14 protein-coding genes are annotated in these 15,936 nt (G+C 73.6%); 4 read left to right on the forward strand and 10 right to left on the reverse strand.

Features of this window, described 5'->3' with window-relative positions; genetic code table 11:
* Position 1: 1 nt before the first annotated feature.
* Both AXF14_RS12710 and gcvH read left to right on the forward strand, forming a co-directional pair.
* Positions 2 to 1,306, forward strand: a complete 1,305-nt coding sequence (locus tag AXF14_RS12710; protein ID WP_067943739.1) for a glycine cleavage system aminomethyltransferase GcvT — start codon at positions 2 to 4, stop codon at positions 1,304 to 1,306.
* 45 nt (positions 1,307 to 1,351) lie between these two features.
* A complete protein-coding gene (gene gcvH / locus AXF14_RS12715; RefSeq protein WP_067943741.1) occupies positions 1,352 to 1,741 on the forward strand; it encodes a glycine cleavage system protein GcvH in 390 nt (129 codons plus the stop codon).
* A 139-nt stretch (positions 1,742 to 1,880) separates the two neighbouring features.
* On the opposite strand, the gene AXF14_RS12720 is transcribed toward gcvH, so the two are convergent.
* The 10 genes from AXF14_RS12720 to pgsA form a co-directional block, all read right to left on the reverse strand.
* On the reverse strand, positions 1,881 to 2,321 hold the full coding sequence (locus AXF14_RS12720; RefSeq protein WP_067943743.1) for a nitrite reductase (NAD(P)H) small subunit: 441 nt from the start codon (positions 2,319 to 2,321) through the stop codon (positions 1,881 to 1,883).
* Positions 2,322 to 2,324: 3 nt separating this feature from the next.
* Positions 2,325 to 5,204 (reverse strand): nitrite reductase large subunit NirB, encoded by a 2,880-nt coding sequence (gene nirB, locus AXF14_RS12725; protein WP_335338917.1) that lies wholly within the window; start codon positions 5,202 to 5,204, stop codon positions 2,325 to 2,327.
* A 128-nt stretch (positions 5,205 to 5,332) separates the two neighbouring features.
* Positions 5,333 to 6,847 (reverse strand): NAD(P)/FAD-dependent oxidoreductase, encoded by a 1,515-nt coding sequence (locus AXF14_RS12730; RefSeq protein WP_067943745.1) that lies wholly within the window; start codon positions 6,845 to 6,847, stop codon positions 5,333 to 5,335.
* Between the two features lie 84 nt (positions 6,848 to 6,931).
* On the reverse strand, positions 6,932 to 8,800 hold the full coding sequence (locus AXF14_RS12735) for a formate--tetrahydrofolate ligase (RefSeq protein WP_084355582.1): 1,869 nt from the start codon (positions 8,798 to 8,800) through the stop codon (positions 6,932 to 6,934).
* 108 nt (positions 8,801 to 8,908) lie between these two features.
* Entirely contained in the window at positions 8,909 to 9,424 is a 516-nt protein-coding gene (locus tag AXF14_RS12740) for a regulatory protein RecX (RefSeq protein ID WP_067943747.1), read from the reverse strand.
* Complete coding sequence (recA, locus tag AXF14_RS12745) at positions 9,424 to 10,614, reverse strand: recombinase RecA (protein ID WP_067943749.1); 1,191 nt, start codon at positions 10,612 to 10,614, stop codon at positions 9,424 to 9,426. Before recA ends, AXF14_RS12740 begins: the two co-directional genes overlap by 1 nt.
* A 315-nt stretch (positions 10,615 to 10,929) precedes the next feature.
* Positions 10,930 to 11,154: a DUF3046 domain-containing protein gene (locus AXF14_RS12750; protein ID WP_067943750.1), complete on the reverse strand. Its 225-nt coding sequence runs from the start codon at positions 11,152 to 11,154 to the stop codon at positions 10,930 to 10,932.
* 157 nt (positions 11,155 to 11,311) lie between these two features.
* Positions 11,312 to 11,731 carry a helix-turn-helix domain-containing protein gene (locus tag AXF14_RS12755; RefSeq protein ID WP_211260100.1) on the reverse strand — a complete coding sequence of 140 codons (420 nt, stop codon included), beginning with the start codon at positions 11,729 to 11,731 and terminating at the stop codon, positions 11,312 to 11,314.
* Positions 11,732 to 11,954: 223 nt separating this feature from the next.
* Entirely contained in the window at positions 11,955 to 12,491 is a 537-nt protein-coding gene (locus AXF14_RS12760; protein ID WP_067943752.1) for a CinA family protein, read from the reverse strand.
* Positions 12,492 to 12,501: 10 nt separating this feature from the next.
* On the reverse strand, positions 12,502 to 13,140 hold the full coding sequence (gene pgsA / locus AXF14_RS12765) for a CDP-diacylglycerol--glycerol-3-phosphate 3-phosphatidyltransferase (protein ID WP_067943753.1): 639 nt from the start codon (positions 13,138 to 13,140) through the stop codon (positions 12,502 to 12,504).
* A 139-nt stretch (positions 13,141 to 13,279) separates the two neighbouring features.
* Here pgsA and AXF14_RS12770 point away from each other — a divergent pair, with 139 nt between their 5' ends.
* Both AXF14_RS12770 and AXF14_RS12775 read left to right on the forward strand, forming a co-directional pair.
* On the forward strand, positions 13,280 to 14,263 hold the full coding sequence (locus AXF14_RS12770) for an IS481 family transposase (protein WP_067943754.1): 984 nt from the start codon (positions 13,280 to 13,282) through the stop codon (positions 14,261 to 14,263).
* 76 nt (positions 14,264 to 14,339) lie between these two features.
* Positions 14,340 to 15,887 (forward strand): CapA family protein, encoded by a 1,548-nt coding sequence (locus AXF14_RS12775; RefSeq protein ID WP_067943755.1) that lies wholly within the window; start codon positions 14,340 to 14,342, stop codon positions 15,885 to 15,887.
* The last annotated feature ends 49 nt before the right edge of the window (positions 15,888 to 15,936 follow it).

Raw genomic sequence — 15,936 nt, forward strand, 5'->3', positions numbered from 1 at the left:
GATGACCACCGCCGACACGATCACCGCCGTTGAGAACGCACCGCGCCGCACCGCCCTCCACGTCGTCCACGAGGCCCTCGGCGCCTCCTTCACGGACTTCGGCGGCTGGGACATGCCGCTGCGCTACGCTTCCGACCTCGCCGAGCACCACGCCGTGCGCCGCTCCGCCGGCATCTTCGACCTCTCCCACATGGGCGAGGTCAAGGTGACCGGCCCGGGCGCCGCCGCCGCGCTCGACCACGCGCTCGTCGGCACGATCTCCAAGGTCGGCCTCGGACGGGCCCGCTACACCATGATCGTCGCCGAGGACGGCGGGATCCTCGACGACCTCATCGTCTACCGCGTCGGCGACGAGGAGTACCTCGTCGTCCCCAACGCCGGCAACCGCGAGCGCGTCGCCGCCGCCCTCGCCGAGCGCTGCGCCGGCTTCGAGTGCGAGGTCGAGGAGATCTCCCTGCGCACGAGCCTCATCGCCGTCCAGGGGCCGCGCGCCGAGGAGATCCTGCGCGGCGTCGTCGAGTCCGGCGCCGCCATCCCGGCCGCCCTGCGGCCCGTCGAGGGCGGGGACGCCGACGGCGACTGCGGCCCCGACGTCCTGTGCGGGGACGGGATCCTGGCGCGCCTGCGCTACTACGCCGCGGTGCGCGCCACGGCCGCCGGCCACTCGATCCTCCTGGCCCGCACCGGGTACACCGGTGAGGACGGCTTCGAGCTCTTCTGCGGCTCCGAGGACGCCGAGGACCTCTGGCGCGTCATCACCGAGCACGCCGCCACCCTCCCGCCCACCCCGGGCGAGGAGGGCGCCGGCCCCGACGCCGCCGAGCTGCCGGCGCTCACGCCCTGCGGACTGGCCGCCCGAGACTCCCTGCGCCTCGAGGCCGGGATGCCGCTCTACGGCCACGAGCTCACCGAGGGCATCACGCCCTTCGACGCCTCGCTCGGCGCCGTCGTCAAGCTCGACAAGCCCGAGTTCGTCGGCCGCGAGGCCCTGGCCGCCCGCGCCGAGCGCGAGGGCGAGCCGGGCACGCGCGTCCTCGTGGCCCTGACCGGCGAGGGCCGCCGCGCCGCCCGCGCGGGCTCCACGATCCTCGTCGAGGACGGCGAGGCCGGGACCCGCGAGCTCGGCGCCGTCACCTCGGGCCTGCTCTCCCCCACGCTCGGCCACCCGGTCGCCCTGGCTCTCCTCGCCCCGTACTCGGGCGACGAGCCGACCTGGCCGGTCGGCACGGTCCTCGCCGCGGACGTGCGCGGGAAGCGCCTGCCGATGACCGTCGTCGCCACCCCGTTCTACAAGCGGGCGCGCTGAGCGCACCGCCCCCTCCACCAGCCCCACGAGAGAAGGACACCACCCATGGCACAGCCCATCCGCCCCGACCTGCGCTACTCCGTCGACCACGAGTGGCTCTCCGCCGAGCAGCCGCCGCGCGTCGGCATCACCGCCGTCGCCTCCGACGCGCTCGGCGAGATCGTCTTCGTCGACCTGCCCGAGGTGGGCGCCGAGGTCGAGGCGGGCGAGCCCTGCGGCGAGCTCGAGTCCACGAAGTCCGTCTCCGACCTCGTCTCCCCGGTGACGGGCACCGTCGTCGAGGTCAACGAGGCCGTCGTGGACGAGCCCGGCACGATCAACGCCGACCCGTACGGCGCCGGCTGGCTCTTCACCGTCCAGGTCGCCTCCGAGGGCGAGCTCCTCTCCCCCGAAGACTACGCCGCGAAGTTCGACGCGGAGATCGTCGCGGGCTGAGCCTGCGGCCCCGGGGCCCGCCGACGAGGTGGTCACCCGCGGGCTCCCGAGCACGACGCAACGCGGGCGGGGCCCGCACGGATCGCTCCGTGCGGGCCCCGCCCGTCGTCGTGCCGTCCCGGGCGCTCCCGGGACCGCCTCAGTGGTCCGAGCCGAGGTCCGGCTCGATGGTGGGCTCGGGGTCGACGAGGACCCGGCCGTCGCTCACCTGCGCGGTGAAGACGGCGATCGGGTGCTCTCCTCGGCCGGCGGTGTCGATGACGGCGCCGGTGTCGAGGTTCCAGACCTGCTTGTAGATCGGCGAGGTGAGGATGAGGACCTCCGTGCCCTCGCCCTCGGTCTCGCCGGGCAGCCAGTGGGTGCCGACGATCCCGCGGGAGAGCACGTTGGCGCCCGCGTAGGGGTCGTGGAGCTGGACGACGCGGACCGAGTCGTCGGAGAGCCGGAAGACGGCCACCTGGTGGGGTCCGACGAGGGCCCCGGCGCCGCGCTCGACGCCGAGGTCGGTGAGGGCGCAGACGTTGACGAGGCCGTCGGCGGTCGGCGTGGCGTAGGTGTAGGTCGTCGTGGGGGCGGTCATGTCTCAGTCCTCCTGGGCGCCGGCGAGCGCGGGGGCGGGGACGCGCACGTCGGGGCGTCCAGGGGCGGGGTAGGAGCCGTCGGCGAGGCCGAGGGCGCGGGCGCGGCGCAGGTCGTGGTCGACCGCGGCGTCGCCGTCCTGGGCGGGGCGGACCTGCCCGCGCTCGGGGGCGAAGGCGAGGTCGGGGTCGGCCAGGCCGGGGGCGTTGACGTAGGCGACGAAGCGGGAGAGCTTCTCCGGGTCGGCGAGGGTGTCGGCCCACTCGTCGGAGTAGTTGACGACGTGCTCGTCCATCTGCTTCTCGAAGCCCTCGGCCAGTCCCAGGGAGTCGTTGACGATGACCTCCCGCAGGGCGTCCATGCCGCCGGGGTACTCCTCGACCCAGCGGGCCGTGCGCTGCAGGCGGTCGGCCTCCTGGATGTAGTACATGACGAAGCGGTCGATGTAGCGCACGAGGGTCTCGTCGTCGAGGTCGGAGGCGAGGAGCTGAGCGTGGGCGGGGGTCATGCCGCCGTTGCCGCCGACGTAGAGGTTCCAGCCCTTGTTCGTCGCGATGACGCCGATGTCCTTGCCCTGGGCCTCCGCGCACTCGCGCGCGCAACCGGAGACGCCGAACTTGAACTTGTGGGGGCTGCGCAGGCCGCGGTAGCGCATCTCGAGGCGCACGGCCATCGAGGTGGAGTCCTGAACGCCGTAGCGGCACCAGGTGCGTCCCACGCAGGTCTTGACCGTGCGCAGGGACTTGCCGTAGCCCTGGCCGGACTCGAGTCCGACGGCGATGAGCCGCTTCCAGATCTCGGGGAGCTGGTCGAGGCGGGCGCCGAAGAGCGCGAGGCGCTGGCCGCCGGTGACGCGCAGGTACAGGCCGTACTCCTGCGCCACCCTGCCGATCTCGATGAGCTGCTCGGGCAGGACCTCGCCGCCGGGCATGCGCGGGATGACGGAGTAGGTGCCGTTCTTCTGCAGGTTCGCCATGACGTGGTCGTTGGTGTCCTGCAGGGAGCCGGTCTCGCCATCGAGGACGTGTCCGCGGCCGAGGGTGGCGAGCACGGAGGCGATGGTCGGGCGGCAGATGGCGCAGCCGCGGCCCTTGCCGTGCTTGGCGATGATCTCGGAGAAGGCGGTGAGGCCCTCGTCGCGGATCGTCTTGTAGAGCTCGGAGCGGGTCATCTCGAAGTGCTCGCACAGCGCGGAGGAGACCTCGATGCCGGCCTTGGTGAGCTCGGTGTTGAGGGTCTTGGTGACGCTGGTGACGCAGGAGCCGCAGACGGTGCCGGCCTTCGTCGTGGCCTTGATGTCGCCGACGGTGTGGGCGCCGCCCGCGATGGCCTCGCGGATGGTGCCGGCGGTGACGTTGTTGCAGGAGCAGATGACGGCGTCGTCGGGGGCCTCGAGGTCGACCGCGCCGGCGCCCTCCGGGGCGATGAGGGCCGAGGGGTCGGCGCCGAGCGGGCGGCCGAGGAGCGGGCGCAGCTGCGGGTAGAGGTCGATGTCGCCGACGAAGACGCCGCCCAGGAGGGTCTTGGCGTCGTCGGAGACGACGAGCTTGCGGTAGAGGTTGTGGACCGGGTCGACGAAGGTGACCTCGAGGGCGCCGGGGGCGACGGCGTTGACGTCGCCGAAGGCCGCGGCATCGACGCCCACGCCCTTGAGCTTGGTGGAGGCGTCGGAGGGCTTGTGGACGCGGGACGAGCCGAGCCAGCGGGCGACGACCGTGCCCGCCATGTCGTTGCCGGGCGCGATGAGGCCGGCGCAGCGGCCCTCGTAGGAGGCGCACTCGCCGATGGCCCACACGAGCGGGTCGGAGGTGTGACAGGTGTCGCCGACGACGACGCCGCCGCGCTCGGCGATGGCCAGGCCGGCCTCGCGGGCGAGGCGGTCCCGGGGGCGGATGCCGGTGGAGAAGATGACGACGTCGATGGGCAGCTCGGAGTCGTCGGAGAGGTGGGCGCGGCCGATGGCGCCGTCGCCGGCGGGCGTGAAGCGGGTGGCGCCGACGCCGGTGCGCACCTCGATCCCCATGCCCTCGATGAGGCGGCGCAGGACCTCGCCGCCGCCCTGGTCGAGCTGCACGCTCATGAGACGGTCGGCGAACTCGACGACGGTGGTCTCGGCGCCGAGGTCCCTCAGGGCCGCGGCGGCCTCGAGGCCGAGGACGCCGCCGCCCACGACCATGCCGCGCACGGGGCGGCCGAGGACCTTGCCGCGCAGCTCGACCCACTCGGCGATGGCCTCGACGTCGGCGAGGGTGCGGTAGGAGAACGAGCCCGGCAGGTCCTTGCCCTCGGCGCGCGGCGCCCAGGCCCAGGAGCCGGTGGCGAGGACGAGGCGGTCGTAGCCGACCTGGCGCCCGGAGGCGAGGGTGATCTGCTGGTTCTCGCGGTCGAGGGTCTCGGCGGCGTCGCCGGTCACGAGCGTGAGGCGCGGGTCGTCCCAGACGGTGGGGTCCATCTCGAGGGCGGCCGGGTCGCGGTGCTCGAACCACTCGGAGAGGTGGACGCGGTCGTAGGGGCGCTCGGGCTCGTCCCCGATGACGGTGAGGGACCAGGCGCCCTCGGGGTCCTGCTCGATGAGTCGGGAGGCGAACCGGTGCCCGGTCATGCCTCCTCCGACGACGACGATGTGCTGTCCCGTCAGGTCCTGCCTGGTGCGGACTGGCATCGTGAGTGGCATCGTTCCTCCGCGGCTGCGACGTCTTGTCACGGTAGGTTCCGTGAAAGCTCCGGGGCCCATCCTCCGGGTCCCGGGACTGCTCGCGGAGGACGATAGTCCCGGGGGATGACGGGACAACGCGAGGGCGGTGCGACGCCGCCGCGGATCGCGCGATCGCGCCCCTGCGGGGCGACGGCGCCGCCCGCCTCGCCCACCGCGGGCGACGCGCATTCCGTCGCGCTCCCCTCACTGATTCCCGCCCTGCGACGGGGAGGACCCCGTCGGCTCCCCGGGACGACGCGACGGGGCTCCCGCGGCAGCGCCGAGGGAGCCCCGTCGACCGTGAGGAACCGGTCCGCTCAGCCCTGCTGCGCGGCGCGGTGGCGCTCGGCGAGGCGGGCGTCGTTGCTGGCGGCCTTGGCGAAGGCGGCGCCGGGCTCGGCGACCGATCCGAAGGAGGCGAGGTCGCGGCCGAAGACGACGGCCGCGAACCAGTCCATCATGATGCGGGTCTTCCGCTCGAGTGTCGGCATCGCGTAGACGTGGTAGCCGCGGTGCGCGGTCCAGGCGGCGAAGCCGCGCAGGTTGACGCCCATGATGTGGGCGACGCCCTTGGAGATGCCGAGGGAGGCGACCGTCCCCATGTTCTCGTGCTCGTAGCTCGTCAGCGCCGGGGCGGCGCCGTCGGCGGTGAGGACGGCGGCGAGGTTGTCGGCGAGGACCTTCGCCTGGCGCACGGCGTGCTGGGCGGTCGGGGCGCAGGTGGCGTCGGCGTCCTCGCTCGTGAGGTCCGGGACGGCGGCGTTGTCGCCGGCGGCCCAGGCGTTCTCGACGACCTCGCCGTCGCGGGCGACCTGGAGGGTGGCGAGCGTGGTGACGCGGCCGCGGCCCTCGATGGGCAGGTCGGAGTCGGCGAGGACGGGGGCAGCCTTGACGCCGGCGGTCCACACGATGGTGTCGGCGTCGAGCTCGGTGCCGTCGGAGAGGACGACGTGCCCGTCGACGCAGGAGTTGAGGAAGGTGTTGAGGCGGACGTCGATGCCGCGCTCGCGCAGCTGCTCGAGGCCGTAGCCGGAGAGCTCCTCGGTGAGCTCGGGCAGGATGCGGCGCGAGCCCTCAACGAGGATGAAGCGGACGTCCTCCTGGTCGACCGAGGGCATCCTGGTGACCTCGGCGCGGGCCATGTCCTCGAGCTCGGCGATGGCCTCGACGCCGGCGAAGCCGCCTCCGACGAAGACGAAGGTGAGGAGGCGGCGACGGCGCTCGGCGTCCCAGGTGGAGGCCGCGTCCTCGATGCGGGTGAGGACGCGGTTGCGCAGGGCGAGGGCCTCCTCGACGTTCTTGAAGCCCATGGCCTGCTCGGCCAGTCCCGGGATCGGCAGGGTACGGGCCTCGGCGCCGAGGGCGAGGACGATGTGGTCGTAGCTGAGCTCGTAGGGCTCGGGGACCTCGTGCGTGGACTCGGGGACGGGCGGCGTGATGGTGAGGGTGCGCGCGGCGTGGTCGATGCCGGTGACGGAGCCGGTGAGGACGGTGACGCCCTCGAGGTTGCGGCGGTGCGAGGCGATGACGTGGCGCGGGTCGATGGAGCCGGCGGCGACCTCGGGCAGGAAGGGCTGGTAGGTCATGTAGGGCCGCGGGTCGACGACGGCGATCTCGACCTCGTCGGTGTCGAGGCGGGCGCGCAGGGCGCGGGCCGTGCAGAAGCCGACGTAGCCGCCGCCGACGATGACGACGCGCGGGGGCCGGGTGCCGCCGAACTCGGAGGACACGGCGGGCACGTGGCGGTGGGCGGGGCGCGACGCCAGGGCGAGCGCGGCGCCGGCGGCGGTGAGGCCGGCGGTCGTGAGGGCGATGGCGTTCTTGCGAGTCATGGCGCCATCGTATTGGGACCTCAGTCCCGGGTCACGCGGGGTTCCGCCGGTCGGGCGCGGCGTCCCTCACAGAGCTCCGGGCTCTCAGCGCAGGTTGAGGATCTCGCCGGTGTCGACGTCGACGTCGATGCGCTCGGCGGCCGGGCGGCTCGGCAGGCCGGGCATCGTCGAGATGGACCCGCAGACCGCGTAGACGTACCCGGCTCCGGCGGCCAGGCGCACCTCCCTCACGGGCAGCCGCCAGCCGGTGGGCACGCCCTTGAGGGCGGGGTCGGCGGACAGCGACAGCGGCGTCTTGGCCACCACGACGGCGAGGCCGCCGTAGCCGTCGGCCTCGAGCCGGTCGAGGAAGCGGGCGGCGGCGGGCGCGTAGTCGACGCCGTCGGCGCCGTACATCGCGGCCACCTTCCCGATCTTGGTGCGCAGGTCGTCCTCGGGCTCGTAGAGGGGGCGCCCCACCGCCGACGGGGAGCCGCTGCCCCGCCGCACCCCGGTGCAGGCGGCGACGACGGCGTCGGCGAGCCCGGTGCAGCCGGGGCCACCGTCGGTGACGGGGCGGACGGCGGCGACCTTGGCACCGGCCGCGCGGGCGATGCGCTCGACCTCGGCGACCTCGGAATCGTGGTCCGTGGGGAAGACGTTAACGGCGACGACGGGCTCGAGGCCGAAGCCGCGCACGATCTCGAGGTGCCGGAGCATGTTGCCGGCGCCGGCGCGGACGTCGTCGAGGTTCTCCTCGAGCATCCCGGCGGGCAGGTCCTTGCCGGAGACGACGCGGTAGCGGCCGGAGTGGGCCTTGAGGGCGCGGACGGTGACGACGAGGACGGCCGCCTCGGGGCGCATGCCGGAGACGCCGCACTTGAGGTCGAAGAAGCGCTCGAGTCCCATGTCGGCGCCGAAGCCCGCCTCGGTGAGGACGTAGCCGGGCCCGGTCGCGCGCCCGTCGGCGTCGGAGCGGGGCGTGTCGGGATCGGCGGTGCCGCCGGTGCCGCCGGCGAGCCCCCGGGCGGCGACGAGGTCGGCGATGACGGAGGAGCAGCCGGTGGCGATGTTGCCGAAGGGGCCCGTGTGGATGAGGGCCGGGGCACCCTCCCCGGTGCGCAGGAGGTTGGGCTCGAGGGCGTCCCGAAGGACGGCCGCCATGGCACCGGCGGCCCGGAGGTCCTCGGCGGTGACCCACCGGCCGTCGAGGTCGCGGGCGACGACGATGCGCCCGAGGCGGGCGCGGAGGTCGGCGAGGGAGGTGGCGAGCGACATGATGACCATGACCTCGCTGGCCGGGGTGATGTCGAAGGTGGACTGCCGGGTGACGCCGTCGGTGGCGCCGCCCAGCCCGATGATGACGTGCCGCAGAGCGCGGTCGTTGACGTCGAGCACGCGGGGCCAGGTGATGGTGCGCTCGTCGATGCGCAGGGCGTTGCCGTGGTGGAGGTGGTTGTCGAGGACGGCGGCGAGGAGGTTGTGGGCGGCGGTGATCGCGTGGAAGTCGCCGGTGAGGTGGAGGTTCATGCGCTCCGCGGGCAGGATCCGGGCGCGACCGGAGCCGCCGGCGCCGCCCTTGATGCCGAAGGTGGGGCCCATGGCGGACTGGCGCAGGGTGAGCAGGGGGCGTTCGCCGCGCACGGCGAGGCCCTGGGCGAGGCCGATGGCGACGGTGGACTTGCCCTCGCCGAAGGAGGTGGGGGTCATCGCGGTGATGACGACGTAGTGGGCGGGCTCCCCGGTGGGAGGCGGCCCGTCGAGGGCGGTGAGGTCGATCTTGGCGACGTCGCGGCCGTAGGGGATGACGTGCTCGGCGGCGATGCCGGCGCGTGCGGCGAGGGCTGCGAGGTCGACGTGCTCGTCCTGCTCGGGCGACGGGGGCCGACTCGGCGCCTCCTCGGAGGCGGGCGGCTCCGCTGAGACGTGCGACGGCGTGGTGGGAAGGGCCGACTCTCCGTTGAGCTCACTCATGGGAGAAGCCTAGGCCGGGCGCAGCGCCCCCGCCGGGCTTCTGAGGGCTGCCCGGGGCTCGGCTCCTGCGCGCCGCGGCGCCGTGGTGCCACCGGCCGAGGCGGTCCCTCAGGCGCCGTCGGCCTCCTCGCCTCGCTCCTCGGCGAGGGCGCGCTCGATGGCGCGCATGGCGACGCCGCTGGAGTAGCCCTTGCGGCCGAGCATCGCGGCGGTGCGGCGCTTGCGGACGAGCGGGTCGAGCCGCCGCGTCGAGGCGAGCTTCTTCCTGGCGAGGGCGAGGGCGGCGGCGTCCTCGTCCTCGGCGTCGATCTGGTCGAGCGCGGAGGCGATGGCGGCCTCCCCCAGCCCCTTGCGGCGCAGCTCGTCGGCGATGGCCCGGCGGGCGGCGCCCTTCTCGGCGAAGCGGGTCCGGGCGACGACGGCGGCGTAGGCGGCGTCATCGATGAGGCCCGCGGACTCGAGGCGGTCGAGGACCTCCTCGGCGACGCGGGGGTCGACCTCCTTGCGGGCGAGGAGCTCGGCGAGGGCGGCGCGCGGCGCCGCCGACCGGTCGAGGCGGCGCAGGACGATGTCCCTCGCCGCCTCGACCTCGGCCTGGTGCTCGTCGGGCGTGAGCCAGGGCATCAGAAGCCGCCGGCCTCCTCGCCGAAGGCGGCGTCGATCTCCTCGTCACCGGCCTTCTTGCGGCCCTTGGCCGCCTTGAGGGCGCCGGTGGCCGCGCCGTCGGAGGCGCCGGAGGCGGCCTTGTTCGCCTTCGCGGCGGCCTCGGCCTCCGCGGCCTCCGCCTCCTCGCGGGCCTTGCGGCCGGGCTCGCCGATGCCGAGGGCGGCGAGGATCTTGTTCTCGATCTCGTCGGCCAGCTCGGGGTTGTCCTTGAGGAACTGGCGGGAGTTCTCCTTGCCCTGGCCGAGCTGATCCGTGCCGTAGGTGAACCAGGCGCCGGACTTGCGGACGATGCCGTTCTCGACGCCGAGGTCGAGCAGGCCGCCCTCGCGGGAGATGCCCTGGCCGTAGAGGATGTCGAACTCGGCCTGCTTGAAGGGCGGGGCCATCTTGTTCTTGACGACCTTGGCGCGGGTGCGGTTGCCGACGGGCTGGTCCCCGTCCTTGAGGGTCTGGATGCGGCGGACGTCGATGCGCACCGAGGCGTAGAACTTGAGGGCCTTGCCGCCGGTGGTGGTCTCGGGGCTGCCGAAGAAGACGCCGATCTTCTCGCGGAGCTGGTTGATGAAGATGGCGGTGGTGCCGGTGGCGGACAGGGCGCCGGTGATCTTGCGCAGGGCCTGGCTCATGAGGCGGGCCTGGAGGCCGACGTGGGAGTCGCCCATCTCGCCCTCGATCTCCGCCTTGGGCACGAGGGCCGCGACGGAGTCGATGACGATGATGTCGAGGCCGCCGGAGCGGATGAGCATGTCCGCGATCTCGAGAGCCTGCTCGCCGGTGTCCGGCTGGGAGACGAGGAGGTTGTCCGTGTCCACGCCGAGGGCCTTGGCGTAGACCGGGTCGAGGGCGTGCTCGGCGTCGATGAAGGCCGCGTTGCCGCCGGCCTTCTGGGCGTTGGCGACGGCGTGCAGGGCGACGGTGGTCTTACCGGAGGACTCGGGGCCGTAGATCTCCACGACGCGGCCGCGGGGCAGACCGCCGATGCCGAGGGCGACGTCGAGCGCCGTCGACCCGGTGGGGATGACGGAAACCGGCGGGCGGGTGTCGTCGCCCAGACGCATGACGGAGCCCTTGCCGAAGGACTTGTCGATCTGGGCGAGGGCGGTGGCCAGGGCCTTGGAGCGGTCCTGGGTCTGGCTGGCTGCGGGCATGTGTCTACCTCGGTGCTCGGGCGGCTCTCGGCCGCGACGGATGGACTGGTCCTGTCGGCGAGGTCCCCTCTCCGGGGCTCGCGGACGACGCTATGCCGGACCACCGACACGAACTCGAGTCCCTTGCGCCCCTGTGGAGGAGGGGGCGCAGGAGCGTCGTCCGTGGAGCACTGTATCCGAACACCTGTTCGACGCCCAATCGGCTCACGGCGTGTCCCGGCCGGTCGATCGGCGGTCCCCGTCGGCGGTTCACCCGGGCTCGCGGGCCCGCCACGGGCGCCGGCGCGAGGACCGGCAGCCCTCAACGACACGGAGTCAGCGGCGCCGACGGGTGTCGTCGCGGAAGACCCAGCGGTCGGCGTCGGAGCGGTCGGTCTCGTCGCACAGGGCGCCCCAGACGTCGCGGGGCGCGACGCCGGCCTCGAGCGCGTCGACGCTCGTCATCCCGATGCCGGGCAGGACGAGGTCCTGGGTGAGGGAGCGGCCGTAGCCGGAGCCGAAGACGGTGTCGACGGCGCTCCAGAACTCCGAGTGCTTCACGGCGCCCCTCCTCTGCTCGGCTCCTCGCGGCTGGGTCCGCAGCCGCCGGGGCGCGCCGCGCGCCCTCGGGGCGAGGGTGCCCCGATCCGTCCGGGAAAGCAAAGGCCCCGGCCCGCACGTCGCGGAGCCGGGGCCGGAGCCTGGTGGCCGGTGCGCGTCAGCGCTGCGGCATGCGCTGCTGACGGACCAGCTCGTCCGGGACGGTGTCCGGGACGGTGACACCCTCGGTGAGGGCGATGCGGTCGGAGACCTCGCGCAGGACCGCGGAGAGCGGCGCGTCGAGGGCCTGGCAGATCGAGGCGAGGAGCTCGGAGGAGGCCTCCTTCTGGCCCCGCTCGACCTCGGAGAGGTAGCCCAGGGAGACGCGGGCCTGCGAGGAGACCTCGCGGAGCGTCCGACCCTGGTGCTGACGGACGGAACGGAGCACCTCGCCGATCTCGCGGCGCAGGAGGACGTTCTCGGGCTTGGTCGTGGTGTCCACGGTCGCACGGTACCCCTCCGCGGATGCCTGGCGCATCGGGGTCCGGTTCGCCGGACGTGCGGGGCGGGTGGTGCGGGGGTGAGTCGCGTTGTTCATCGTTCGCCACAACCATTCACTACGAGGATTCATTCCCGCGATCGGTCGTCTCCGTCCGATCACGTGAGGTGATCCTCACCCGGAAGTCTGGGAGGAACCTTGGAACCGCCCCATCACGGGCGCTGAGCCCGCCCACCGTGGCCGGATCGTGAGGTGGGCGCGGGCCGGTCACCGGGTCCGCCGCCGCTCCCGCAGACCGGCGCGTCGAGCACCCCGCACCGGGTCAGCGCGCCGAGGCTGCGTCGAGGACGGCGACGGCGAGGGCCACGACCGCCGTCGTCGTGGCCTCGCGCACCGCCTCGCGGTCACCCTCGAGGTGCAGCTCGCGCTCGACGGTCCCCCACGGGGAGGCCACGGCGACGTGCACGGTGCCGGCCGGGTGGCCGTCGGCCGGTCCGGGGCCGGCGACGCCGGTGGTCGCCAGGCCGAGGTCGGCGCCGAGCAGACGGGCGACGCCCTGGGCCATCGCGCGCGCGACCTCGCCGTCCACGGGCCCGGTGCGCTCGAGGCGGGCGGCGTCGACGCCGAGGACCTCCGCCTTGACGCGGGTCGCGTAGGCGACCACTCCCCCGACGACGACGGCCGAGGCGCCCGGGACGCTCACGAGCGTGGAACAGACCTCGCCACCCGTGAGGGACTCGGCGACGGCGAGGGTGAGGCCGCGCTCCTCGGCGGCGGACAGGAGGAAGCGGGCGGCGTCGACCTGGGTCGAGGCGGCGGGGACCTCCTGGGCCTCCGCCTGCGGGCTCTGCTCGGCCATGCGTGTCTCCTCAGCGGTTCTCGCGCGCGATGCGTCGCGCCTGCAGGCAGTAGTCGACGCCGGTGACGACCGTGACGACGAGGGCCGCGCCGATGACGGCCCAGCCGAGCCAGGTCAGTGCCGTGCCGACGGCGCCGGGCAGGAACATCGTCCACGGGATGAGCATGAGGACCAGGCCGGAGATCTGGAGGACCGTCTTGAGCTTCCCACCGCGGGAGGCCGCCATGACGGCCCGGCGCAGCATGACGAAGCGCAGGAGCGTGATGTCGAGCTCGCGCACGAGGATGACGATGGTGACCCACCACCACAGCCGTCCGGCGACCGACAGGAGGATGAACGCGGACAGCGTGAGCGCCTTGTCGGCGATGGGGTCGGCGATCTTGCCGAAGCTCGTGATGAGGTTGCGCGATCGCGCGAGCTGTCCGTCGAGGCGGTCGGTGATGGCGGCCACGATGAAGACGAGCGCGGCGGCCAGGCGCGCGGGATCGCCGTCGCGCAGCATGAGCCCGATGAAGACGGGCACGAGGACGAGGCGCAGGACCGTCAGCGCGTTCGCGATGTTGAGCAGCGGCGCCTCCTGCTCGGGGGCCCCGGGGGCGCTCCCGCCGTCGGGGACCGGGTCGGGGCGGGTGTCGGACACTGCGTTCATCCCGGCAAGCCTAACTGTACTGATCGGGGAGGTTGGTTGAAGGACTGCGATCGGCTCGTGTGAGGTGAGGAGAGCACCGGGTGCTGGCAGGGTGGGGCTTGCGACAGTCTCACCGAGCAGTACGAGAGGTGCTCTCCTAATGTCCCACGCTAACGCAGCCCTGACCCCACACGCCCGGCAGCGGGTGGCCCGCCTTGTCGTTGAGGAGGGCTACCCCATCAGCGAGGTCGCCGCCCGATTCCAATGCTCATGGCCCACCGTCAAACGCTGGGTGGACCGCTACCGCGCCGGGGAGGCGATGACCGACCGCTCCAGCCGCCCCCACTCCAGCCCCAACCGCACCCCCAACGCCGTGGTACGCCGGGTGGTCAGCCTGCGCAGCCGCCTGCGGGAGGGCCCCGTCCAGCTCGCCGCCCGCACCGGCATCGCACCCTCGACGGTGCACCGCATCCTCAACACGGCCAGGCTGAACCGCCTCTCCTACCTCGACCGCGCCACCGGGCAGGTCGTACGCCGCTACGAGCACGAGAGCCCCGGTTCCCTGGTCCACGTCGACGTCAAGAAGGTCGGCAACATCCCCGACGGCGGTGGCTGGAGGTACGTGGGACGCACCCAGGGTGACCACAACCGCCAGACCACCGACGGCGCCAGGCGCAGGCACGGTCAGCCTCGTCTGGGGTGGGCCTACGTCCACTCCGTGCTCGATGACCACTCGCGCGTGGTCTACTCCGAGGTCCACGACGACGAGAAGGCTGCCACCGCCGTGGGTGTCCTGCAGCGGGCGGTGGCGTGGTTCGCCGCCCGCGGGGTGGTCGTTCAGCGGGTGCTGTCCGACAATGGGGCCGCCTACAGGTCACGGGCCTGGACCCAGGCCTGCGAGCGCCTGGGGGTCAAGGCCCGCTACACCAGGCCCTACCGGCCTCAGACCAACGGGAAGATCGAGCGGTACCACAGGACCCTGGCTGATGGGTGGGCCTACGCCCGCCACTACGCCAGTGAGGCCGAGCGCCGCGCCGCACTGCCGGCATGGACCCACTTCTACAATCACCACCGCCCCCACACCGCCACCGGCGCCCTCCCACCGATCACGAGGTTGACCAACCTCCCCGATCAGTACACCTAACGGTGCCGTCACGGTGACGCGCCCGACTCGTGCCCCCCGGGCTCCTGCGACCGCCTGCCACGTTAGATTGCCCGGCATGAGCGCCGGTTCCCCCCGCCCCCCGCACGATCCCAGGCACCGCCGCCCGGACCGCCCGACCTCGCACCGCCAGGCCGCGAGCCGGGTCGAGCTCCGCAGGCGCGCGGCGCGCCGGCGCCGGACCCGATTCATCGCCCTCGGCGCCGCCTTCGTCGTCACCGTGGGCGCCGGTACCGGGGTCGCCGCCCTCATGGGTCGTGACGACGGGGTGGCGGCCGCGGTCGCCACCGGGTCGTCCGCCGCCTCCGGGGCGATGACCGAGGCCGCTACGGCCACGGCCGGCCCGACGGCCACGCCCAGCGCCACCGACGACGGCACCGCCGAGACGAGCGTCGCCCCCGGCGCCCCGGTCACCCTCACGATCGGCTACGCGGGCGACGTCCTCATGCACGACTCCGTCTACAAGAAGACTCCCGGCGGCGACGGCGACATCTCCTCGATGGTGGCGGCCGAGAACCCGTGGGTGCAGGGCGTCGACCTCGCCCTGTGCGGCATGGAGGTGCCCGTCTCGCCCGACGGCGTCTACTCCTCCTACCCCGTCTTCGGCTCCCCGGCCGGCGTCGTCCCGGCGCTCAAGGAGGTCGGCTGGGACGGGTGCACGACGGCGTCCAACCACTCCCTCGACCGCGGCATGGCCGGGCTCGACGCCACCCTCGACGCCTTCGACGCCGCCGGACTCGGCCACGCCGGCACCTACCGCAGCGCGCAGGGCGCCGAGCAGGGCTACCAGCTCTACGACCTGGAGCGCTCGGGCCGGACCATCACCGTCGCCCAGATCGCCTCGACCTACAACCTCAACGGCTTCACCGACGCCCAGCCGTACACGGGCGACAACGTCGAGATCAACGACGCCGAGCGCATCACCGAGCAGGCCCGCGCCACGCGGCGGGCGGGGGCCGACGTCGTCGTCGTCCAGGCGCACCTGGGCACCGAGTACACCGACGAGCCGACCGCCGAGCAGGAGGACTTCGCCCGGGCGATCGCCGACGGCGGCCAGGTCGACCTCCTCCTCGACGGCCACCCTCACGTGCCCCAGACCGACGAGCACCTCGACGGAGGGCCCAACGGGCAGGGGATGTGGGTCTCGCACTGCGCCGGCAACTACATCTCCGCCCAGTCCGAGAGCGTCCAGGGGACCCTGTCCACCGTCGGCACCTTCGTGTGGGCCGACGTCGCCGTCGACGCCGAGGGCGCCGTCTCCGTGACGGGCCTGCACTGGCACCCCTTCACGATGGACACGACGGCCGGCAGCATCGTCCGCGACCTCACGGCCCTCCACGACGGCGATGAGCCGGACGGCCTCGAGCTCACGGAAGCGACGATCGAGCGGCGCTGGGACACGCTCATGAGCGTCATGGACCAGAGCACCTACGACGCCGACGCTCCGAAGACGACGGGCGACGCCCCGAAGGTCGTCGCCTACGAGGACCCGGAGGACGCGGCGAACGCGACAGCCTCCGCGCGCCCCGAGGCCACGGGCACCCCGTCGACCACCGCGGGCGCGACGGCCACGGCGTCCGCGACGGCGAGCGCCACGGCCCGCTGAGCCGCGGCGCCGGCGCGCGACCGCGTCGCCGGGGAGGGCCTCAGCGGAG

It is taken from the genome of Actinomyces radicidentis (assembly GCF_001553565.1).
Classification (GTDB): domain Bacteria; phylum Actinomycetota; class Actinomycetes; order Actinomycetales; family Actinomycetaceae; genus Actinomyces; species Actinomyces radicidentis.